The sequence below is a fragment of the Rhodopirellula sp. UH5 genome, from assembly GCF_056839225.1.
Genome location: NZ_CM166390.1, coordinates 4929465 through 4953039, shown reverse-complemented (window position 1 = coordinate 4953039; position 23575 = coordinate 4929465). Strand labels below are relative to the sequence as shown.

The following is a 23575-nucleotide window of genomic DNA, read 5'->3' as shown; positions in this document are numbered from 1 at the left end:
TCGAATCAATGACTCACGAGCGGTCGCTTTCGGGCGGCCATCGGATGTCGTGAGAACGGTTGGTGATGATCCATCCCCACGACGTTCAATTCAATCCCTTCGCGAGCAAATTCGCCTTCGAGTTCATGCAATTTTTCCATCACGCTGTGGTCGATCAGGTGAACATCGCTGAAATCAACAGTGCAGTTCTTGCCTTGTTTCAGGCTCTTTTCAACCACTCGACGCCGAAAACTGATCCAGTTGCTGAACACGGCCGACTCGGTTGCATGAACGCTGACTTCGGTTTCGGATGTTTCATCGAACTCCAGCGTCGGCACAAACAGCGATCGAAGAGGAACACCATTGAACAGGTGAATTGCGAATTTGGTGCCGATCCCGATGCCGATCCCGATCAACAAATCGGTGGCGAGAACAGCCACCAAGGTTGTTGCGAAGATGATCAATTGCTCACGTCCCACACGGTACACACTTCGGAATTCACTGGGCGATGCCAAACGAAATCCGGTGAAAACCAGCATCGCAGCCAACGCGGCCCGAGGGATGTTGTGGATCAATCCAGGCAACAGGGCAACGAATCCGAGCAAAAAGACACCGTGCCACATATTCGCGAATCGCGTCTTGGCTTGATTGTCGAGATTGGCTTTGCTCCGAACGATCTCTGAGATCATGGGCAAACCGCCGATCAAGGAGACTGCCATGTTGCCGACGCCGACCGCCCACAAGTCTCGGTCCAAGTTGGTTTTTCGTTTGTAGGGATCCAACATGTCGACGGCTTTGGCGCTGAGCAACGATTCCAAAGAACCAATCAATGCAAACATCAACACCCACCCCAATGCCGTGGGCAGTGTTTCACTGTTGAGAAACACACTGAAGTCAGGAAACGTGATCGCACCAAACAAATTGAAGGGCACGGTTACCAAGTCGCTCTCACCAACCGCGAATTCTTTTCCCATCAATGTGTACGTGTGGTCGCTGGTCAAATTCATCGCCATTCCCAACGGGATCGCGACCAACAAAACCACCAAGGGGCCGGGGACTTTGTCGATGAAACTGATACTGGTCCGACTCTTTAGAAACGCCAGACCAAACAAGATCACCAAGGACACGCCACCGATCAGCGCGATCTCGGGGTTCGCGTTCATCAAGAGGTGCGGCAACTCACGTAAAATTTCCAGCGGTTCGCCTGTCGCGGACTGCCCCACGACGATGGGCAATTGCTTGACCATGATGATGACGCCGATCGCCGCCAACATGCCGTGCACCGCCGCGGTGGGGAAGAAGTCGCCGAGGATCCCCGCTCGCAACAACCCAAAGACGATCTGGACCAAACCGGCCACCACGCCAACGGCAAGCGCCATTTTGTAGGCTTGCATGTCCGCCACTTGGTCCACCCCTGCGGTGTAGCCGAAGCTATTCACGGCTCCGAGCACGATCACGATCATCCCGGCCGCGGGGCCTTTGATCGTCAGTTCGCTGTTGCTCAGAAACGTCGTCAGGACCGAGCCGACGATCGCGGTGAACACGCCAGCGATGGCGGGGAAACCGGACGCCAGTGAGATCCCCAAGCACAACGGCAAGGCGATCAAGAACACCAAACCGCCAGCGATCAGGTCGTCTTTGAAATAGCGTTTGAAACCGTTGAGATCGCCTCGTGGCGGCTCGTCGGTGGGGGTGACGGAGGGGTCCGAGGGAGCGTTCATATTGAGATCGGCATCGCAAACTGAGTGAAAACCATTGCCGCCGGAGCGGTCGGCTCACTCAAGAGCATGCATCGTACCAAGGCGGTTCCAGAGCCCGGGCACTCAGCTCCAAGCCGCAATCTTCCCCCGTAAATCACGGCGTCAAACCCAGCGAAGTTTTCCTGCGAAAATCCGTGACAGGATTCGCCAACAGGCTCTCATCGAGGGAACGTGCAAGCGTTTGCGTGAAGACTGCAAAGAATTGCAGGGTCAGTGCAAACCGTAGCGGCCCATCTTGTAGTGCAGCGTTCGGACGCTCACGCCGAGCCGTTTTGCCGTGTTTTCACGATGGAAATCACACTCGGCTAGAACCGCCGAGATCATCTCACGTTCACAGTTTTCGACCGCTTCGCTCAAGGAGGCGGGCAGCACCTTGGTACCACTGCCCAGCGTCGCGGGCTGCAAATCCGCTGGCAGCTCATGAGAATCGATCACATCGCCCGTGTGCGTCACCACCAAACGCTCGACCAGATTGCGAAGCTGTCGAACGTTCCCCGGCCACTGAGCCCCCACCAACACCCGCATCGCGTCCGGAGCGATTTGCTTCATCGGACGGCCGTGTCGCGAGCAAAAGTGTTGAAGGAAGTGTTCAATCAGCAGCGGAATATCATCGCGGCGTTGACGCAGCGATGGCACCTCGATTGGAATCACATTCAACCGGTAATAGAGGTCTTCGCGAAACGAGCCGTCTTGGATCATTTCCGGCACGGACTTGTTGGTGGCCGAAACCACTCGCACGTCGGTTTCCAAAACGGTTTCACCACCCACGCGTGTGAATCGCCGCGATTCCAACACACGCAGCAAATCCACTTGGCTCTTTGCGGACATTTCGGTGACCTCGTCCAGAAACAACGTGCCGCCGCCTGCCTGTTCGAAGCACCCCGGCTTTTGTCGTGAGGCGCCACTGAACGATCCTTTCTCGTGACCGAACAACTCACTCTCGAGCAATGTTTCCGGCATCGCGCCCAAGTTGACCGCCACGAACGGACCACCACTGCGGTCGCTCAGGTCATGCAACGCACGAGCGACAAGTTCTTTTCCCGAACCACTTTCTCCTTGGATCATCACGGTCGCTTCGGTGGCGGCGACTTGACGGATTTGGTGAAAGACATCCTGCATCGCGGCGCACTGCCCAATGATATTGGACAGTTCCCCCGCATCGGCCAACCGGGTTCGCAGCGTTTGATTTTCCTGACGCAGTTCTCGGTGTTCCCGCGCTTTGCGGACCTGCTGCCGAACCAAGTTCAAATCCAATGGCTTGGAAATGAAATCAAACGCCCCGGCGCGCATCGCATCCACGGCGGTTTCAACGGTGCCGTGCGCGGTGATCACAATCACCGACACTTCCGGGTCGATGTGCCGCATTCGCCCAAGCAATTCGATGCCGTCCATGCCTCCGCCCAATCGAACGTCGGCGATCACCAACTGGAAGTGCCCCGATTCGAACTTGGCCAAACCACTTTCGGCGTCCACGGCGGTTTCGATTCGGTCCGCTTCCTGGACCAAACCTTTTTCCAACCCCGAACGAATGTTGGGTTCATCATCGACGATCAAAACCGAGAATTCGCTGCGGTTCATGCTGATTGACTCAGTGGAAGGAGGACCGTGAACTCGGTGCCTTGAACGGAACGGTGTGTGTCGGATGCGTCGTTCTCAAGCACCCGAAAATCAATGCTGCCATCGTGTTGCCGGACAATCTTGTCACACAAAGCCAACCCCATGCCAGTGCCGTTGTTGCGGGTTGTGAAATACGGATCAAAGACGCGCGATCGAATTTCCTCGGGAATCCCGTTGCCTTCATCACGAACATCGATCCGAACAAATTCATCTTGGCGACTGAGGCGGAACGTGAGTTTTCCGCCGTCGGCCATCGCAGCCATCCCGTTCAATGCCAAGTTCAACAGGACTTGTTCCAAACCGACCGAGTCACCCTGGATCAAACCCACCATTTCAGCCGGGAGCTGAACGTCCAGCTTCACCGATTGCTGCTCGGCTTGTGGACGCAGCAACCGCACCAATCGTTCGATCAAAATCGCCACGTCCACTGACGTGAGACCGATTTGGTTGGTCGACGCGTAATTCCGGAACCCGTCCAGGACATCGTTGATGCGATGAACCTCGGTGTGCAAGACATCCAACAATTCGTCGACTTCCGCGTCTTGTGTTGTCGCGTCCAACCGCTCACACAGCAGTTGAATGTGCAGGGACAGGGCACTCAGCGGGTTCTTGATTTCATGCTGCAATCCTGCGGCAAGCGACCCCAATCCCATGTAGCGTTCCATCCGGCGGAGGCGTTCTTCAATCAATTCCTTTTCCGACACATCCCGCACATGCAGCACGGTGCCAATTTCTTCTCCACGTCGGTTTCGAAGCAAGGTGCATCCCGCTCGCAACGTTTGACGGTGACCTTGGTTGTCGACGGTGTAATCACGATCGCGAATGGGATGATGATACGTCGCGACCTCGTCACGAATTTCGGCGAGCAACGCGTGACGTTTTCCGAGTGATTCCAACGTCCTTCCCAGATGCTCTTGGTCGCAGTTGACCAGTTGCAATCCGCTGGGATTGATGCTGGTCATCCGGCCATTGCGATCCGTGGTGATGACCCCGGCATCCATGCTGGCCAGCACGTCGGTGGAGTAGACTTTGACATCTTGCAGCGTTCGTTCGCTGCTGAGGTAGCCGCGAACAACCCAGGCCAAAGCGATCGCGGTTCCGATGATATTCAGCCCCAGCAACACGACCAATCCGCCCTGCAAACTGAGTTCGCCCGACAATTCGCGAGCGGCTTCGAGGTCGCTCTTGGGCAGGTGTTCGGTCAACTCCGCGAAAATTTCCTGCTCGTGTTGCACGTGGTACAACATCGCCGCTGTGACCGCGAACGCCGTCAAGCTCAACAGTGCAAGCCCCGCGGCGAAACGCCGGACACTGGGTCCATCGTGGTTGTCAAACATCGAGATCGGGTGGTTGGAAGGACAGTTTCATTCGCGGGCGTCGATGCAAGGTTTTGCAGTGCAGGTGTGCAAACAACTGCACACCTGCCGATGACATCCCATTGTCGCTGAAATCGAACACGGGGCCAAAAACCGCGTCATTCCCGCCCTGCAAGCTCACCAGTTGCATTCGTTTTCACCCAAACCTGGCCTTGGCACAACACGTGCTTCGCCAAGCAACCTCTGTTTTCTCGCACACGCCCCCAGAACGCCCAAAAAGGTGTCAGGTACCTTTTTGCGAATCCTGGCCCTTTGGGTCACTTCGGCAAAATTGATTTTGACTTATCTTCTTTGTCATTCGCGTTCGGATTCCGTGTGCCACGCCAGACTGGCCAGATGAAGCTCGCATGACCCAACCCACCCCCTCCACATCGATTGCATCCGGCGTGACCTCCGACAACCGCGATCAAACGGCACTTTCCTCCGCAGACTTTGACGACACATCACTGCCCAGTGGTCAGATCGCCTCTCCGGCGAAAACGGACCCTCCGCCCTTCGATGTGGTCCATGCGATTCAGCATGCCAGGCACTTTCTACCGGCTCAGGGGCCCATTTCGGTTTTCGTTCACCACAACACCTTGCATGCTTTCGACGACATGCCGTTTGAAGAAGCTGTGCTCGAAGGCGGACGTCGATTTGGATGCGAACCCTATCTCAGTGAGGAGCGTTACCACGAAGAACTTGCCCGAGGTCGGATCTGCCGAGAAGACCTTCGCGAAGTCTTGATGGCTGACTTGCAAGAAGACGCAGACAAACTCGTGGCGACATTTGGAACTCGCTACACGTTGCGTTTGTCAATGTTGCAAACAGAGCTTCAGCCCATGCCGGAATCAGGACTGAGCTGGGTGTTGGCTGAAACAAAATTGTTGGATCGATTCCGGAACGAGGTTCCTGCTCCGTACCGTGAAAAAACAATCACTCAAACTCGCAGCTGGGTGATGCGGCAACTCGAACCGCTCGCGAACACGGAAGCAACCGCCGCGAGTTCACCAACTCGGCCATCGCCTCTTCCCTCTTCCCTGCGTGATCGATTGCAGGCGGCGGGCGAATCCAAAATCCATCGCTGGAACGACGAGCAATGGGAATCTTTCGTTCTGCACGCTCTCTGGGAAGCTTGTCGGCAGGGGATGGAGCAAGCGGAGGTGCCGCCACCTGCGGAAACACACGTTGATTCGCTGAACCATTTGATGCTCGGCGAATTGGGAGTCGACCTGAACACGAAGATCGATGATGTCCTGATTCGTTTTTGCGGCAGCTTTCTCGACCAGGGCTTTGCCGATTGGGCACTGCCAGAACGAGAAGACGGCTTTGCCAAAGCCTTTGCCAATTTGTTCTTGGGCAGGTGGGCGATTCGTGCGGGCTGGATGGTGGGCATCGACGCGGCGCTACGTGAAGTCCAGCACACCGATTGGGATGCGATCCAAAGCATCGAACGGTCACTCAACAAACTTGGAATTCCGAACAACGAATGCGAGAGTTTTCTCTCGGAGTGTCTGCTCACGCTGAGAGGCTGGTCAGGCATGATTTGGCAGATGGAAACGAACAGCCCATTCTTGCCGAACCCGGTCCCGGAAGGTTCTCTCAACCAGTACTTGGCCGTTCGTCTGATCTTGCTCACGCACGCGGTGGAGCACTTTGGCAATGCAAAATTCAGCGTTGGAACCGCCAGTGAGATCATTGGGCTCGCCTTAAAATCAGCGAGTTCCCGGTCCACTCCGTCCAAGCGTTCACGCACCCACACCGTCTTTCAATTGGCACAATTGGGCGGATGGACCCCCGAACAATTGCTGAACATGTCAGCCGCACAGTGGCGGTGCTTGATCACTGAGATCGAATCGTTTCCGTCTTTGGATCGTCGTCGTTTGTTGCACGCAGCGTACGAGCGTCACTATGCCAAACAAGCTCTCGATGCGATCGCGATTCACTCGCGCCGTCGACGTGAGCTGAAGCAACCGCCCCCGCCTCCGGCTTACGCAGCCATCTTTTGCATTGACGATCGAGAGGAGTCGTTCCGGCGTCACTTGGAAGAGGTCGATCCAGAATGTCGGACCGCATCAGCGGCTGGTTTCTTCGCGGTTGCGATGTACTACCAAGGAGCCGACCACGCTGATTTCCGGCCATTGTGCCCGGGGATCATTTCCCCTCAACATTATGTTCGCGAAGAACCTTTGTTCTCGTCGATGGCGGCGGGTGAACGAAGAGCACTCCGCAGACGACGGTTGGGATGGTTCGCACATCAGATCCACCAGAACTCACGGACTTTGCTTGGCGGTTGGGTCACCGGTCTGTTCGGCGCTGTGGCGACGGTCCCCATGGTCGCCCGAATCCTGGCACCACGATTGACTTCACAAATCCGAGAGTCGATGGGGAATTTCGTGCGGCCCCCGAAAACGGAATTGCATTTGGAACGTTTGGCAGCGGAACCGGGTTCCGCTCCAGAATCGATGGGTTACAGCCTCGACGAGATGTCCCAGATCGTTGTCCGCATTCTAGAAGACATCGGGATGGTCCGTGACTTCCCACCGATCATCGTGTTCTTTGGTCATGGCAGCGGCAGCCTGAACAACCCCCACGAATCCGCTTACAACTGCGGGGCTTGCAGCGGTGGCCGCGGTGGGCCCAACGCACGTGCTTTCGCGGTGATGGCCAATGACCCCAGGGTCCGTCGACGCGTGGCCGAACAGGGCATTGAGTTGCCCGAGGAGGTGCGTTTTGTCGGGGCCTATCACAACACGTGCAGTGATGACGTGGACTACTACGACTTGGATTCTTTGCCCCGATCGCATCGAGCCCTGTTTCGACGAATTGAATCGAAGGTCAATGAAACCCGAACGCGAAACGCACATGAACGCGCTCGTCGGTTCGAGTCTGCCCCCTTGGATCTGACACCGCAAGAGGCTCTCGAACACGTGGAAGAACGGGCGGAAGATCTGTCGCAGGCACGCCCCGAATACAACCACGCAACCAACGCGTTGGTAACGGTTGGTCGGCGTGATTGGTCGCGAGGGTTGTTCCTGGATCGACGCGCGTTCGTAACCGAATACGATCCTGCGGTGGACGATGAAGACTGCAGCGTGCTCACCCGTATTTTGCAAGCGGCCATACCGGTTTGTAGCGGCATCAGTTTGGAGTACTACTTTTCGACCGTCGACGTGGAAGGCTACGGGTGCGGTTCCAAACTACCGCACAATGTCGCGTCCATGGTCGGCGTCATGACGGGCGCGGCCAGCGATTTGCGTCCCGGACTTTCGCAGCAAATGATTGAGATCCACGAACCGATGCGGATTCTCTTTGTCATCGAGACCACCCCTGAAAAACTATCGCAACTCGTTGCCAAAAACGAGGGCATTCGCCGTTTGGTGGAGGGCAACTGGGTCCAGGTCGCGGTCATCGATCCGGTCACCTCCATCATCCAACGTTATGTCGATGGACATTACGAACCGCATGTGGTTTCCGGGTCCGAAATCCCGATCGTCGAATCCTCGATGCATTGGTACCGGGGTCAGCGAGACCACCTGGGCTTTGCGACCATTCAAGAAACTGAGATTAAACAACCGATGACTTCATCCGAATCGAACGCAAGTCCAGCGGGAGTTCTGGCATGAGCACTCTGGATATCTTCTTTCACTCGCTGGGGACCGCCGTGGTTGCCAGCCCCGTGTTGCTCCTGGCTGTGCTGGGTTTGTCGCTGCTGTTCAGTCGTCCGCTCAGTGAAACCACTACCGTCCGGCTGATGCAGACATCAGTGCTGCTGTCGCTGCTGCCAGCCATCGCGATTTTGATCACCATGTTGGCGACCGGCATTCGCAACGTCCCGATTGAATTTGGAAACTGGGTCACGATTCCTGAGCAAGCGTTTCACTTCCATCTGAAGTTCACCTTCGATCGATTGAGCATTCCGTTCTTAATGCTGTCATGCGTTTTGTGCGGCGTTGTTGGTGAATTCACGAGGCGATACCTGCACCGCGAGCAAGGCTTTGCCCGGTTCTTTTTGTTCTATGCCATCTTTTATTGTGGAATGGTGCTGTCTTCCTTGGCAGGCACGATTGAAACACTGTTCGTTGGTTGGGAGATGGTCGGTCTGTCGTCAGCGTTGTTGATCGCCTACTTCCATGAACGCGAAAATCCGGTTCGCAACGGGCAACGCGTCTGGACGATCTACCGACTCTCGGACGCCGCCTTGTTGATCGCCGCGATCACCATGCATCACATGGTGGGGGAAGGTGACTTTGGCGGGTTGATGAGTTCAGGGATCTGGCCCGAAGGCACCGCAGCGGTGACGCCTTCTCAGGCGTTGCTGGTCGGCACATTGTTGTTGATTGGTGCGGCAGGGAAATCGGCGTTGTTTCCGTTCAGCGGATGGTTGCCGCGAGCAATGGAAGGCCCCACTCCTTCGAGCGCCATTTTCTATGGTGCATTGTCAGTGCACTTGGGTGCCTATTTGTTGCTTCGACTCAGCCCACTGATTGAAGCCTCGCTCGCATTGCAAATGATGGTGTTGTCACTGGGAGCAATCTCTGCGATCGGTGGCGCGTTGATGTCTCGGGTTCAGAACGACGTGAAGACATCGCTGGCGTACGCCTCGCTCACCCAGGTCGGAATCATCGTGGTCGAAATTGGGCTGGGACTCCGTTATCTGGCGTTGATTCACATCATGGGCCACGCGACGTTGCGAACGATGCAGTTGCTTCGTGCTCCAACACTGCTTCGTGACTACAACGACCTCGAAAACAAGATCGGCTCGCGTTTGACGCAACCGTCTTGGTCGGGCGTGCGTTGGCTGCCCCAATCCGCTCAACGTTGGTGCTACCGATTTGGTTTCGACCGCGGCTTCATGGACATCGCCCTGGACCGCTGGGTCGCGGGTCCGTTTGTGAAGTGTTTCCGCGCCTGCAACGAGTGCGAACAAAAAATCACTCGTTGGCTTTCACGGGAACCGGACGCAAACACGGACGAGACTTCGCCGGACTTGGCCAACGACACATCACAAGACATCTCCACCGCCGCTTAGGAATTCGACCGTTGTCTGAACTGCATTTTCCGTGGATCGAGTGTTCGATCCTTGTTCCGCTTCTCGGCGTGTTGTGGCTGCAATGGCGTGGCAATGGCGAACGCGCCTTGCGTGACACCGTCGTGGTGTGCGTTGTGACGTTGTTGCTGACGATCGGCGAATTGGTGGACTTCACCATGATCGGCGCCTTCGAAGCCCATGATCATTGGGCGTTTCTGCGCTGGATTTTTCCGCCGGATGTCTTTGTCATCGACGAGCTGAGTGCCTTTCAATTGCCATTGGCGGCTTTGATCTTCATGGTCATCGTGCTGTCAACGCTCCGCACGAAGGCGCCCCGGTTCTCACTCGAACTGGCATTGATATCCGAATCGTTGGTCTTGGCCACGTTCAGCTGTCGAGCGTCTTGGGCTTTGATCATTCTGCTCGTCGCTTCGACGATCCCTCCTTTCTTGGAATTGCGCCGTCGCAAACGCTGCACCCGGATTTATTGTTTGCACATGGGACTGTTCGCCGGATTGCTGGTCGTTGGTTACGGATGGTTGACAATGGTCGATCCCAGTTCATCTGCGGTTCTGATCCCGGGTGCGTTTTTGACAGCCGCCGGACTGCTTCGAAGCGGTATTTTCCCGCTGCACTTGTGGATGACAGATCTATTTGAAAAAGCCACCTTCGGCACCGCGATCTTGCACACGACTCCATTGGTGGGTGCCTACGCGGTGATGCGTCTGGTGCTGCCGATCGCTCCGTCATGGGCGCTGCAAAGCATCGCGGTGTTGTCCTTGTTCACCGCGGTGTATGCCGGTGCGATGGCATTGGTGCAATCAGATGCTCGCCGAATGTTTTGCTTTTTGCTGCTGTCTCAGTCCTCCTTGATTTTGGTGGGCTTGGAACTGGTCACCCCAATCGGTCTGACCGGCGCGCTGTGTTTGTGGCTGTCGGTGGCGATGTCGCTGACGGGGTTTGGAATCACACTGCGATGCATCGAAGCTCGCATCTCACGAATCTCACTCGATGAATTCCATGGCCTGTACCCGCAGATGCCCATGCTGGCCGGTTTCTTCTTGCTGACAGGACTGGCGTCGATTGGGTTTCCAGCGACGGTGGGATTTGTCGGGATGGAATTGCTGATCGAAGGTGCGGTGGAGGTTTATCCACTGGTCGGAACCATGGTGGTGATCGCGACTGCATTTTGTGGTGTCGCGGTTTTACTGGCTTACTTTCGCGTCTTCACCGGCTGCGAGAACCGAACCGTGATTTCAATGCGAGCCCGGCCTGCTGAGCGATTCGCCATTTTGCTGCTGACGTTGTTGCTGCTGGGAGGCGGACTGTACCCACAACCCGGGATCGCGTCTCGCTACCACGCCGCGAAAGAGTTGACTCGTTTACGGAGCAACGCATCGTTTGAGGATGCTCCTGCGGAACCGGCGGCGCATGGGCACGCGTTGGCCGCAGCACACATTTCGGAATGAAGTCTTGCTAGACTTGGAACGAAACGCATGCTGGCGGTCTGCTGCCGTCTGCTCATGAAGCGGCGGCAGATCCCATGACGAAGATGCGTCCCTCCTCGTTCCGACAGCAGGCAATTGAAATTGAACCAGCGCGTTTTCTTGTGGAGTTTGACTTCGTCCTTGGCGGGATTCCTGTTTGGTTTTGACACCGTTGTCATTTCTGGAGCAGAGAAAGCCATTCAGAGTTTGTGGGCGTTGGGAGACTTTCAGCACGGACTCGCATTGAGCGCTGCCCTGTGGGGAACCGTTGTGGGGTCGTTGGTAGGCGGCTGGCCCACCGACAAGTTCGGGCGCAAGAACACCTTGTTGTGGATTGGGATCCTGTACTTGGTGTCGGCCATCTGGTCGGGCCTCGCGACCGGCATGAACTCTTTCATGCTCGCTCGATTCATCGGCGGGTTAGGAGTTGGCATCTCAACGGTCGCTGCGCCGCTCTACATCTCCGAGATCTCACCGCCGGAACAACGTGGCACCCTGACTGGGATGTTCCAATTCAACATTGTCTTTGGAATCCTCGTCGCGTTTGCGTCCAACTACTTGATCGGGTCCTGGGTCACCGAGAACGCGTGGCGATGGATGTTGGCGGTGGAATCCCTGCCGGCATTGATCTTCACAGCCATGTGTTTCCAACTGCCCGCCAGCCCCCGATGGCTGATCGCGATTCGGAAAGATCGGTCCGCGGGCGTGACCGTCCTGAAACAGTTGCGTCCCGAGGCGTCCGAAGCCGACATCCAGCAGACGGTCGACGAGATTGTCGCGTCCGTCCGAGCGGAGTCTGACACAACGCCCGCCGAGCCCTTTTGGAGTCGGCGATTGTTCACACCGATTTCGATCGCGTTCCTGGTTGCGTTCTTCAATCAGCTTTCCGGGATCAACGCGATTCTGTACTTCTCGCCACGCATTTTTGAATTGGCGGGGATGGGTGAACAGACCGCTTTGCTGAAGTCCATTGGGATTGGTGTGACCAACCTGATCTTCACATTCGTCGGGCTGTACTTGATCGACCGACTGGGCCGGCGCACGTTGTTGCTGATCGGATCGGTGGGCTACGTCCTGTCGCTGGGCACCTGCGCTTACGCGTTTCAATCCGAAACGTTTGCCATCGTTCCCGCGTGTATTTTTGCGTTCATCGCGGCGCACGCCATGGGACAAGGGGCCGTCATTTGGGTGCTGATTTCAGAAGTCTTTCCCAACGAACACCGTGCTGCGGGACAGTCGCTGGGCAGCTTCACTCATTGGATCTTTGCCGCGATTTTGACATTGGTATTCCCGTCTGTCGTCGATCATTTCCAACCGTCGATGATCTTTGGGTTCTTTTGCTTCATGATGATTCTGCAAGGACTCTGGGTCTTCACGATGCTGCCGGAAACCAAAGGCATTTCATTGGAGCAAATGGAAGCGAAACTCGGCATTCGCAACTGAACAAGCTCAGGCAATCTGCCCGTTGATCGCCGGTCGAATCGCAGTCTCAATTCGGCATTGATTGCGACCGGCTTTCTTCGCGGTGTACAGCGCAGAGTCGGCGCGTTGGAAGGCAGATCGGTTGTCGTCCGATGCCAACACACAGGTGGCGCCGATGCTCACGGTCACTTTGATCTCTTCTGTGAGAGATTCCAATTCCTCGATCGCGCGTCGGTGTTTTTGCTGAAGAGATCCCAGCTCATCGATCGTGGTGTCCGAGAAGATCACCGCGAATTCTTCGCCACCAATCCGGGCCACCAAGTCCTTCGGTCGGCAGGTGTCACGAAGGCTTCGTGCGACTTGGCGAATCACGCGGTCGCCCAAATCGTGCCCACCTGAATCGTTGACCGATTTGAAATGATCGATGTCAACAATGCCCACGCAAAATGGAACACCATCATGCGAGAGAATTTCTGAACGGCGTTTGAATTCGATGTCACAGCAGCGGCGATTCGCGATCCCAGTCATGGAGTCACGAAGGGAAGCTTCCTGAAGTTCGAGCATCTGCCGTTGCCGCAGAATTGCGTGGACCGTCAGACGGGTCAGCAAGTGATCCTTCAAGTCGTGCTTGGACAGGAAATCTTGAGCCCCTGCTTCGATCGCGGCAAATCCTGTTTCGATTCTGTCGTCACCGGTTTGCACCACGATTGGGATCGAAGTGGTGCGTTCGCGAATGGCTCGAATCGATTGCAAACCATTGCTGTCCGGCAACCCCAAGTCCAACAGGACGATGTCGAAATCACTTTGACCGAGCTTTTCAAACGCTTCCCCCAACGAAGAGGCGCGTTCAATTTGGGCATCGATCACGGTGGCGCGTTCGAACACACGCGTGATGAACATCGCATCCAAATCGTTGTCTTCGACCAATAATAAACGAAGGGATTCGATGGGCATGAGCTTGGATCAGTCCGCGAGATGAGTGCCAACATTTGAGAGTACGATCAAACCTACGACACGATCTGGACTCAGCAGCTGACTACCCCAACAAACCCAGGAATTGATCGATTTCGGCGGGATCCGTGCAGAAGGAAGTCACGAATCGATACATACCATGCCCCTCGGGAGGGTCTGTGGTGGAGTCGTTGGGGGTTGGCCAGGCGTAGAAGCGGGCCCCTGCCGATTGCAGACGTTCGGCGTGTTCTTTCTCGATCACCACGAACACCTCGTTGGTTTCGTTCTGCCAAGCCAGTTCTGCCTGGGACGATTTTTCAATCCCTGTGGCCAATCGAGCGGCCATGGCGTTGGCATGCCGGGCCAATCCCAGCCAGAGGTCATCGTCCAAGTAAGCATGAAACTGAGCGGCGATGAATCGCGTTTTCGAGAACAGCTGGGCGGCTCGCTTGCGGATGAACGGCATCTGCTTGGCGAGCTCAGGGCGAAAGAAGATGATCGCCTCGGCGCACCAACACCCATTTTTTGTCCCACCAAACGACAACACGTCCACGCCAGCCTTCCAAGTCATCTCGGCCGGAGTCAGGTCCAGATGAACAAGTGCGTTCGCGAATCTTGCCCCATCCATGTGCAGCGGAAGTTTGTGTTCGTGAACAATCCCGCTGATCTCTTTCAGTTGATCAACGTTGTAGACCGTGCCCACTTCCGTCGCTTGCGTGATGCTGACCGCCATCGGTTGTCCATGATGGACAAAATTAGGGTCAAACCGTCGCAATTGCTTCTGCAAGGCTAGCGGGCAGATCCTTCCATGATCACCAGACACGGGTGCCAAGCGAGCCCCCGAGGTGAAGAATTCAGGTGCCCCACATTCATCTTCAATCAAATGAGCATCGCGGTGGCAGAGCACAAACCCACCCGGTCGGTTCACGGCGGACAGCGCCAGCGAATTCGCGGCGGTACCGGTCCCGACAAAGAACACTTCCAAGTCCGTTTCGAACAACTCATTGAATCGTTGTTCGAGGCGGCGATCCAGATCGCTTGTCCCGTAGGCGGGGGACATACCCTTCGCATGGCGACTCAAGGATTCCGCAATCGGATCGGCGGCGCCGGCCCAATTGTCACTCGCAAAAAACATGAACCGACACCTCACCAAAATTCAACGTGTTAATGAATCATCATCCCGCCACTCGGTGCATGGTATCGCTTTCCTGTGCCAACAAATAGTAGAACGTGACGCGACATTTCGCTTTGTCACCCTTCATGATCTCGCACACCTTTTTGATGGCCGCGTCGGCTTGTTCGGACGTCAGGTCCAAGTTCACTGAACAGTAACCGCTCTTGATACCGGCGAGTTCTTCCGGGTCGGTTGCCGCAACGGTTGACGAGTCACGGTTTGCCAAGGCCAACCGCAGGTGGTTGACCAAGGATTCCACCGCGTCTTCGATGGGATTGGGGACATACTTCTTCACGTTCGCCAGGTATTTTTCCATGACTGTGTCTCTGGTTGGGAGCAAAAAAGGGGCGTAATTGACCACCCGTTTGTAGTGGACAGTGACCGACGAAACAACCTTGAAAGCCATCGCTGTCAATTCCGCAACCACTGAACTAGATTGTCCGCTCCCATCACCCCCCTTGAGGAGTTCCACCATCATGCAAGTGTGTAGATTACGCAAGATTCTTGTGCTGCAATCGGTCGTTGCAATGGCAATGACGTTTGCCTGTTGTGTCACCGCCTTGGCCCAAAAACCGAACACAGTGTTCGAGGAAGCCAAAGGATTTGTGAAAGTCGAGGCGGAAGATTTCGCGTCGCAAACGAACACCGACAAACGCGCCTTCTATTTGACAACCGCAGAGTCGACTCCCTCGATCCAACCTGACGGAGACCCATCGCACGCGGAGAGCGCCAGCGGCGGCGCTTACCTCGAAATTTTGCCTGACACACGGCGCACCCACGCGGACAAATTGATCCACGGCACCAACTTTTCACCGCAGCCCGGCAAAATGGCTGTATTGACCTACCGTGTGAACGTGCAGACTCCTGGTCGTTACTACGTGTGGGTACGAGCGTACTCGACCGGTGGTGAAGACAACGGGTTGCATGTTGGCCTCGATGGGACTTGGCCCGAATCGGGACAACGTCTGCAATGGTGTCAAGGCAAACATTCGTGGTACTGGGACAGCAAACAGCGAACCGAGGCACAACACTGCGGCGAACCAGGCAAGATCTTCCTGGACATTCATGAGCCCGGCGAACACAAGATCCACTTCTCGATGCGAGAAGACGGGTTCGAGTTTGACCAATGGTTGATGACCACCGATCCAAATTTCAAACGGCCCCCAGCGGGACCTTCCGCGAAGCCCCAACAAGCTTCCGAAAAAGTAACCCTTGCATTGCCCGCCAAAGAATTCGAATTCAAGAACGATGGCTACTACTTGGACCAAGGCAAATGGTTGGCGATCAACCCTGATCGCAACAAAAAGGCTGCTGCACAGAAGGTGTTTCCGTTTCCTAGCGGCCGCTATGACATCACGTTGAAGGCCGTGGGAGAAAACGATGGCCAATCGACCTACACGCTGTCTGCTGACAAAGAGTCCATCGGTTCGTTCACTTGCCCATTGGCTGACCAGACTTACGCCGAAGGCGAACAGTTCCACAAAACCTTTGCGAACGTCCAGGTCACCGAGGGTGCTGAATTAGAAGTCACTTCTCAGATCGCATCGGCAGACGGCCAAGAGTTCAGCCGAGCACGCTGGAGCGAATTGACGTTCACTCCCGCGAATGCTGCGACCGCCAAGGTCGCAGCCAAATTCGCGAAAGAGAATAATCAGTCCGTCGCGAAAGCGTCTGCCAAGTCCGATTCGAAAGATCGCACCGGCAGTCCCACCAAACCGGTCAGCGATCAACCGCTCCAAATGCCTCGCGAAAAGGATGGCGACGGCACGGTCAAAGTCAGTGGCGAAAAACGCATGTGGCACAAGATCACGCTGACACTCGATGGTCCGTATGCTCACGAGAAAGACAACGCTCCGAACCCATTCTTGGACTATCGATTGGATGTCGAGTTTCAACACGAGAGCGGCAAACAGCACTTGGTCCCGGGATACTTCGCCGCCAATGGCGATGCCGCGAATTCGTCTGCAGAATCAGGCACTCAGTGGCGTGCTCACTTTGCTCCGGATGAAACGGGAACCTGGACCTACACCGTTCGATTCGTCAAAGGCAAGAACGCTTCGATTGATCGAGACGCCTCCTCAGCAGCATTGGCACCCTTCGACGGAAAGACGGGGAAGTTCACCGTCGCCAAGACCAACAAGTCCGGTCGTGACTTGCGTGCTCACGGACGCTTGCAATACGTCAACAAACCTCACCTGCAATTCGCGGGCAGTGAAACGTACTTCCTCAAAGCCGGCGCCGACGCGCCTGAAACCTTGCTGGGCTACGCTGAGTTCGACGGGACCGTTGCTGGCAAACCGGGCAGGGTGCCTTTGAAGAAGTACGCACCACACATTGGCGATTGGCGACGTGGCGACCCAACCTGGAAAGACGGCCAAGGCAAGGGTTTGATCGGTGCGGTCAACTACCTTTCATCGAAAGGCTGCAATGCGTTTTCATTCTTGACCTACAACGCGGGCGGAGACGGCGACAACGTATGGCCTTTCATCCAGCGTGACGACAAACTGCATTATGACTGCAGCAAACTGGACCAGTGGGGCATCGTCTTTGACCACGGAACCCAAAACGGCATGTACCTGCATTTCAAGTTGCAGGAAACCGAGAACGATGACCATCGCCAAGGTCAAAAGTCCAACGGCTACAAACCGGAATCGCTCGATGGTGGCAAACTCGGCACGCAGCGAAAGTTGTACTTGCGAGAAATCATCGCTCGCTTCAGTCACAACCTGGCATTGAACTGGAACCTTTCCGAAGAGACCACGCAAACCGCCGACGAACATCTCGCGATGCTGAACTACATCGAAGAAATGGACCCTTACGGGCACCATCGCGTCTTGCACACTTACCCCGGTCAGCAAGACCTCAAGTACGATGCTTTGATTGGTGACAAGTCCAACCTGACTGGCGTGTCACTGCAAAACAGCCACATCAAGGACACTCACTCACAAACCGTGAAGTGGTGTGAAAAATCACGCGAGGCTGGCAGACCTTGGGTGGTTGCCTTTGATGAATCGGGATCGGCCGCCCACGGCCAGTGTCCCGACCTTGGTTACCGCGGTTACGACGGCCACGACAAAACCGGAAAGATGACCTACACCCAACATGAAGTCCGCAAGCAAACCTTGTGGGGCAACTTCATGGGTGGTGGTGGCGGAGTCGAATACTACTTCGGCTATCAATACGACGAGAACGACCTTGCGTGCGAAGATTGGCGAAGTCGCGATCAGAGCTGGGACGCGTGCCGGATCGCGATTGAGTTCTTCCAAAACAACTCGATCCCGTTTTGGGACATGACCAACGCCGACGAACTGATTGGCAACGACAAGCACGACAATTCGAAGTATTGCTTGGCGAAGACTGGTGAGGTGTACGTGGTGTATTTGCCAAACGGAGGCACAACGTCCATCGACCTGAGTGATGCCGATGGCGAGTTCCAAGTGCAGTGGTACAACGCCCGCAGCGGGGGCGATCTGCAATCGGGTTCCGTCAAAACCGTTTCGGGCGGCGGTTCGGTCAACATCGGCAATCCTCCCGCCGACGCCGATCAAGATTGGGCCGTGTTGCTACGGAAGTAGTTCACCTTGCACCCTGAACGATCCGAATGGCCCGGCGCAACTGCGCCGCGGCCATTCTTTTTGCGCGGTCATCCTTCCTGAGCAACACCGTCAGGATCGGTTCGCCTGCCTTCACAAAAGCGTTGGACGACGAGGGCAGGTCCGCCAGTTCCACGGCGATCGAATCTGCGCGCAACCGCTTTTGAATTTTCTCGACGTCGACCAAGACATCTCGATTGGCAAACACGATTCGCTTGACCCACTGAGCGGATGCGTTCCGACCGTGCAACCATTCGGAACTCGATCGGCAACCCAGCAGATCCGTCTGATCGCGTCCATCAATGGCGTCCAGATGCATTCGCATCAGGGAGTGATCCGGAAACAACCATCCGGCCTCGGTGGCCCAACGCTCGATGATCTCGCACGATGCACTGGGACGAGGGTTCAGTTCCAGCAACCACCATCGACCTGCCGAGTCACGAATGAAGTCGAGATTGAAAAGTCCGCGAAGGGAAAACTCCCGTGCGACTCGTTCACTCAGAACTTGCAGCGACCGCCAAGGCACGTTGCCGGGATCAGCGCCACCCCCCTCGAAGATCGGGCCTCGCGAACCCGAGTAGACAAACGGCCGGTCACCGGACCGGTGATGGAGCCCGCGAGACAGCCCCAGCACCCGTGTCTGATTGGTTTCCGCAATGGCCACCAGCCCGTACGAGCGACCGTGAACCCGTTGTTGCAACCATCCGTCGCCCGATGTCGCGATCGACAGGTCCTCTGGCAGCACCCGACGAATTCCCAAACCGCCGGTCGCGCCGATTTGCTTCCACAGCCAGTCGATGGATCGGCCAGTTGCTCCGTCCACCCAATCCGCCAGAGGTGCGTCCTCGCCGCCTGCTCCCGCCAAACAGCCCCGCCCGGCAGAACACTGGTAGGTGACAGGAATCGTCACCGGGAACTCATCGACGCCGGATTCGATGGCCAGTTTGCAAACAAGGGAACGCAGGCGGTTCCAGCCCTCCCACGGATTCGCCGCCCCGGCGACCTGCAGCCCACCCACGTGGACCACTCTCGCGGCGTGCAAATTCGCGACCGAATCGATCTGTTCGGACAGATTTCGCGAGAGTTCCTGGCCCGACTGAAATGCATGGAATCGGTCGCAAACCATTCGGGTGTCGGAATCGCCGAACCAATCCAGGCCAATGAGCCGTGAATTAGGCTGCCCACGACGCAGCGATTGGGCGGCCCATCGAACCGACGCCCCCACCAACAGAATTGCGGGGCGGTTCTCACCGTCGCAGGGGTTTGTTACCGTTTTCAACCTGCCCGACCCACCCATCGCCATTGGTGTGTTCATCCTGCGTGTGGGGTAAGGACCATGTGTTCCCACCGGTAAATCTTTGGGCGTTTGTTTCCCCTCTCCAAAGGCATCTTGTCATGCAATTCCACATTGGTGAATCCCTCGTCGGTGACGGCAACGAAATTTCTCACATCGATCTGATGATCGGTAGCAAAGACGGACCCGTCGGCGCAGCGTTTGCCAACGCATTGGCCAATCAAAGCGAAGGTCACACAAACCTGTTGGCCGTGCTCGAGCCCAACGTGGCTGTGAAGCCATCGACCGTGATGGTGACCAAAGTCACGATCAAAGGCATGAAGCAAGCCGTGCAAATGTTCGGACCTGCTCAAGCCGCCGTCGCTCAAGCGGTTGCCGACGCTGTCAGCGAAGGCATCATTCCAAAGGATCAGTGCGAAGATCTGGTTTGCGTTTGTGGTGTGTTCATTCACCCCGCCGCCGAAGACGACGAAAAGATCTACAAGTACAACTACGAAGCCACCAAGGACGCCCTCAAGTCGGCCATGCAAGGCAAACCGACTGTGGACGACATGCTGGCAAAGAAGGACACCGCTGCTCACCCCTTCAAGGGCTTCTGAGCCAACACTTGGTCCAAAGCAAAATGACGAACAAGCTTCGGGCGTGAGCCCGAAGCTTTTCTTTTGTCTTCTACGAACCCATCTTTCTGCACACTGGTGACGACGATGCCCAAGAACATCCTCTTTCAACTGGACGTGGATCCTCACCCCAGTTCGTTCGATGCGGTTGTCGCCGTGGACGCGGGCGTTGACCACTTGTTCCAGTATGGCAGTGTGCAAGCGGACTCGGTCGAATCACTGGTACACGGCGCCATGTTCACTCGTGGTGGTGACGACCTCAAACACTCCGCTCTGTTCATCGGCGGGAATGATGTGGTTCAAGCCGAAGCAATCTTTCGCCGTGTTCAAAAAGCTTTCTTTGGCCCCGTTCGCGTTTCGGTGATGCTGGACGCTTCCGGATGCAACACCACCGCTGCCGCTGCGGTGGCCTCCGCCTCCAAGCACGTGACACTGGATGGCTGCACCGCCGTGGTCCTGGGCGGCACCGGTCCCGTTGGCAGGCGTGTTGCTCAAATGCTGGCGAGGCAAAACGCCAACGTGCTGCTGACCAGCCGTTCGCTCAACCGCGCCGAGACCGCCTGCCAAGAGATCGGCGTCCACGTCCGTTCCGGCAACCTGGAAGCCGCCGCACCCGAGAAGGAAGACGACTTGAAAGCCTTGCTGGAACGCGCCGATGTGATCATCGCCAGTGGAGCGGCCGGCGTGGAACTGGCGTCCAGAGAACTGATCCTCGGCCTGGCCAAGTTGCGGGTTGCAATCGACCTCAATGCGGTCCCACCCGCCGGCCTGGGCGGCGTCGAAGCGTTCGAGAAGTCCAAACCGCTGCACGAAAGCCAGGCGGACGGCCCAGTCGCTTACGGTCCCATCGGCGTGGGTGGACTGAAGATGCGAACACACAAAGCCGCGATCGCCAAGCTCTTCACGTCGAATTCATTGGTGCTGGACGCCGATGAAATTTATGACCTGACGATGGAACAGATGAATCGCTGAGCGCTGGATGCCACCATCGGTGATCGCCACCGTGGCGGCTTTCGAAAGAGCCACTCTCGACCGAGACACCTGAAGAAACGCGAAAAGGCGAGTCCCGAAAGACTCGCCTTTTTGATGCGTCAACTGGTTTGGAAGGACCCTGTTTTGCCTGTGAACTTACAACTCACGAGCGAAGGTTGGGTTCCAGCGAACGCGGTGCGAAATGTTGCGGACACTGGCGGGTTGGCCCTCAATTCCGCGACGTTTCCAACTGGCCTCTTTGTCATCCAATTGAGGCTGTTCGACTTCGTCTGAATCCTGTGGATCAAACATGTGGTCGTAGTTGTCGGGCAGGTCGCTGTTGGAATCCGGTTCCGGGGCATCAAATTCGACTTTGCCCATCGTGGAACTGGGCTCGGACTCATCCAACTGATAAGGAGCATCGAGTTGCGTTTCTTCCGAATCCAAAATGGGTCGTGAACTGGCCACTGAACCGGGCTCGGTGATGACCGAGGGACCGAGGTAACTCGAAGTGCTGGGGTAACTCGACGAATAGGGTGCCGATTCGACGATCGGACGGAACGATGAGTAACCATTTGTAATCGCGGGACTGAACGGATCGACGTACGACAACGGCACACGTTCGACGACGGTCCGCGGGACCATTTGCTGGACTTGATACTTTTGGTATCGCGGAACCGAAACCGGCCGACGAACGACTTGCACGACTTCTTCTTGCTCGTAGTACTTCACCGTGATCGGTTCGCGACGAGTCTTGTAGACCACGCGACTGGTTTGCACGGGAACCTTGCGAACCACTTCTTCAGCGACCCAACGTTTGCTTTGCACTGGCACTTTCCGAGTGGACGTTTCCGTCACAGGACGCTGCACAATGTAGGGCACTTTTCGCACAGTCGTCTGAGGAACCATCTTCGTCGTTTGCACGGGCACGTTTTGCGTGACCATTTCGGTTTGCATTCGCTGCACGGTCACCGGCACGTTCTGCGTCACCATTTCGGATTGCATCCGGGTCACTTGGATCGGACGCTGGACTTGCTGCACTTCCGGCATGTATTGCGTTTGAGCAATTTGTTGATTGATGTAGTTCGGACGATAGACCATTTGAGTCTGGACCTGCGGCGGTGTGACCACGGGCACTGCGGTCGCCGCACCACGCGGATACGCCAACAACCCGAGCGGACCAGGCTTGTAGTAGGCCCGTGGGTTCCAGCCCAAACCGTACTGCAATTGGCTCGGCGTGACGGTCGTTTGTGGCACGTAACCACCCGCGTCGACCGTTTGCTGCTGAACTGTTGTGACAGGTCGGTACGAGGTGACCTGTTGGGTTTGCATCTGGGTTTCAGTGACCGGTCGCTGAACCATGTACTGCTGCTGAACCATCTGCGTTTCGGTGACCGGGCGTTGCACCTGGTACTGCTGTTGGTACATCTGCGTTTCGGTCACGGGACGGTAAGTCGTGACACGTTCTTCGCGTTCCGCGGTCTCGTTGACGTACCGGGTTTGCGTGACCGTTTCTTCGCGGTACGAAGTTTCCGTGACCGGTTTGTAGATCGTGTAGCGTTCTTCGCGAAACGCGGTTTCGGTGACGGTTTCTGGGACCGTGACTTCGCGTTCTTCGACCCGGGTCTTCAAGACCGGCCGATAGCTTTTGACCTCTTCTTCGACGTACTGGGTTTCATAGGTCAGACGCATGCGTTCGACCACTTCGGGCTGCATGATCGTCTGAGATTGCAAGCGATATTGCGGTGTGAAGCAGCACGCGTCCTGAGCCGATGCGGTCCCAGCGGCCAACAGACAACTCAGCGCCGAGAGTTTGGCAAATTTCGATGACAGGACAGAGTGATTCATACGTTCATTCAAACAGAGGTCTTTGAGGCGAAGGCCGATACGAGTCGAAACGGTCATGGTGGCATGTCTCAAAAAGGAAAACCCAGGCGTGGCACCCAGGTCTCGATGGATCGAGACGACAGGTGCACAAACCGTGAGTCACAGCCGGATTGTTGCAATGGCGAACCCAAAGGAAAGGGCAAGCCGTTGGCGCGGCAGGCATCCTTGGGCCCAAAACAGCCGCACAAATAAGAGTAGGCAAGACTTGAGCCATTTGCAGAAAAAACCCGCGAAAAACGACACTTTTGCGACCTCCCTGGAGTCGCAAACTCACTATTTTGCCGAGACCGTCCCGCCAAACACACAGGCGTTGCATTTTCGCAACATCGCACAACCCGCCCAAACCTCCCCTTCGTTCGGGGCGTCATTTTCGATCGGCCCAGACCGCGAACATCGAAACACCAGCCAAGACATGGGGCGGAGACCTCCCGCCCC

The 23575-nt window shown here is 56.3% G+C and carries 16 protein-coding genes; 7 read left to right on the top strand and 9 right to left on the bottom strand.

The genetic code is table 11. The features are described 5' to 3' along the window. Positions 1-5: 5 nt before the first annotated feature. From UH5x_RS17490 to UH5x_RS17475, 4 genes are all read right to left on the bottom strand, one after another. Entirely contained in the window at positions 6-1700 is a 1695-nt protein-coding gene (locus UH5x_RS17490) for a SulP family inorganic anion transporter (protein WP_047816529.1), read from the bottom strand. A gap of 249 nt (positions 1701-1949) precedes the next feature. Further along, the gene (locus UH5x_RS17485; protein ID WP_047816528.1) at positions 1950-3317 is read right to left on the bottom strand and encodes a sigma-54-dependent transcriptional regulator; all 1368 of its coding nucleotides are present in this window, start codon (positions 3315-3317) and stop codon (positions 1950-1952) included. Further along, positions 3314-4693 carry a two-component system sensor histidine kinase NtrB gene (locus UH5x_RS17480; RefSeq protein WP_047816527.1) on the bottom strand — a complete coding sequence of 460 codons (1380 nt, stop codon included), beginning with the start codon at positions 4691-4693 and terminating at the stop codon, positions 3314-3316. The genes UH5x_RS17485 and UH5x_RS17480 overlap by 4 nt, the downstream gene beginning before the upstream one ends. Next, entirely contained in the window at positions 4686-4862 is a 177-nt protein-coding gene (locus UH5x_RS17475) for a hypothetical protein (protein WP_160311488.1), read from the bottom strand. The genes UH5x_RS17480 and UH5x_RS17475 overlap by 8 nt, the downstream gene beginning before the upstream one ends. 217 nt (positions 4863-5079) lie before the next feature. Between UH5x_RS17475 and UH5x_RS17470 the strand changes: the two genes are divergently transcribed. The 4 genes from UH5x_RS17470 (at position 5080) to UH5x_RS17455 (ending at position 12673) form a co-directional block, all read left to right on the top strand. Beyond that, positions 5080-8337, top strand: a complete 3258-nt coding sequence (locus UH5x_RS17470) for a DUF2309 domain-containing protein (RefSeq protein WP_482633168.1) — start codon at positions 5080-5082, stop codon at positions 8335-8337. After that, on the top strand, positions 8334-9743 hold the full coding sequence (locus UH5x_RS17465) for a proton-conducting transporter transmembrane domain-containing protein (protein ID WP_482633167.1): 1410 nt from the start codon (positions 8334-8336) through the stop codon (positions 9741-9743). The genes UH5x_RS17470 and UH5x_RS17465 overlap by 4 nt, the downstream gene beginning before the upstream one ends. Positions 9744-9754: 11 nt before the next feature. Continuing rightward, positions 9755-11212 (top strand): proton-conducting transporter transmembrane domain-containing protein, encoded by a 1458-nt coding sequence (locus UH5x_RS17460; RefSeq protein WP_047816525.1) that lies wholly within the window; start codon positions 9755-9757, stop codon positions 11210-11212. Between the two features lie 120 nt (positions 11213-11332). Continuing rightward, positions 11333-12673, top strand: coding sequence for a sugar porter family MFS transporter (locus tag UH5x_RS17455; protein ID WP_482636014.1), 1341 nt, complete (start codon positions 11333-11335; stop codon positions 12671-12673). Positions 12674-12679: 6 nt separating this feature from the next. Here the strand turns inward: UH5x_RS17455 and UH5x_RS17450 are convergent, their stop codons facing one another. The 3 genes from UH5x_RS17450 to UH5x_RS17440 all read right to left on the bottom strand — a co-directional run bounded on the left by UH5x_RS17450 (position 12680) and on the right by UH5x_RS17440 (position 15093). Then, on the bottom strand, positions 12680-13606 hold the full coding sequence (locus UH5x_RS17450) for a GGDEF domain-containing protein (RefSeq protein WP_047816524.1): 927 nt from the start codon (positions 13604-13606) through the stop codon (positions 12680-12682). An 82-nt stretch (positions 13607-13688) separates the two neighbouring features. Next, complete coding sequence (locus UH5x_RS17445; protein ID WP_482633166.1) at positions 13689-14738, bottom strand: threonine aldolase family protein; 1050 nt, start codon at positions 14736-14738, stop codon at positions 13689-13691. Between the two features lie 40 nt (positions 14739-14778). Continuing rightward, the gene (locus UH5x_RS17440) at positions 14779-15093 is read right to left on the bottom strand and encodes a DUF2853 family protein (RefSeq protein WP_482633165.1); all 315 of its coding nucleotides are present in this window, start codon (positions 15091-15093) and stop codon (positions 14779-14781) included. A gap of 265 nt (positions 15094-15358) precedes the next feature. On the opposite strand from UH5x_RS17440, the gene UH5x_RS17435 reads away from it, so the two are divergent. After that, entirely contained in the window at positions 15359-18352 is a 2994-nt protein-coding gene (locus tag UH5x_RS17435; protein WP_482636013.1) for a DUF5060 domain-containing protein, read from the top strand. Position 18353: 1 nt separating this feature from the next. On the opposite strand, the gene UH5x_RS17430 is transcribed toward UH5x_RS17435, so the two are convergent. Further along, the gene (locus UH5x_RS17430; protein ID WP_482633164.1) at positions 18354-19649 is read right to left on the bottom strand and encodes an ATP-grasp domain-containing protein; all 1296 of its coding nucleotides are present in this window, start codon (positions 19647-19649) and stop codon (positions 18354-18356) included. A 116-nt stretch (positions 19650-19765) separates the two neighbouring features. On the opposite strand from UH5x_RS17430, the gene fae reads away from it, so the two are divergent. Both fae and UH5x_RS17420 read left to right on the top strand, forming a co-directional pair. Continuing rightward, entirely contained in the window at positions 19766-20263 is a 498-nt protein-coding gene (gene fae / locus UH5x_RS17425) for a formaldehyde-activating enzyme (RefSeq protein WP_047816521.1), read from the top strand. Positions 20264-20368: 105 nt separating this feature from the next. Next, positions 20369-21253 carry an NADP-dependent methylenetetrahydromethanopterin/methylenetetrahydrofolate dehydrogenase gene (locus UH5x_RS17420; RefSeq protein ID WP_482633163.1) on the top strand — a complete coding sequence of 295 codons (885 nt, stop codon included), beginning with the start codon at positions 20369-20371 and terminating at the stop codon, positions 21251-21253. A 156-nt stretch (positions 21254-21409) separates the two neighbouring features. Here the strand turns inward: UH5x_RS17420 and UH5x_RS17415 are convergent, their stop codons facing one another. Beyond that, the gene (locus tag UH5x_RS17415) at positions 21410-23158 is read right to left on the bottom strand and encodes a hypothetical protein (RefSeq protein WP_482633162.1); all 1749 of its coding nucleotides are present in this window, start codon (positions 23156-23158) and stop codon (positions 21410-21412) included. Positions 23159-23575 lie beyond the last annotated feature (417 nt).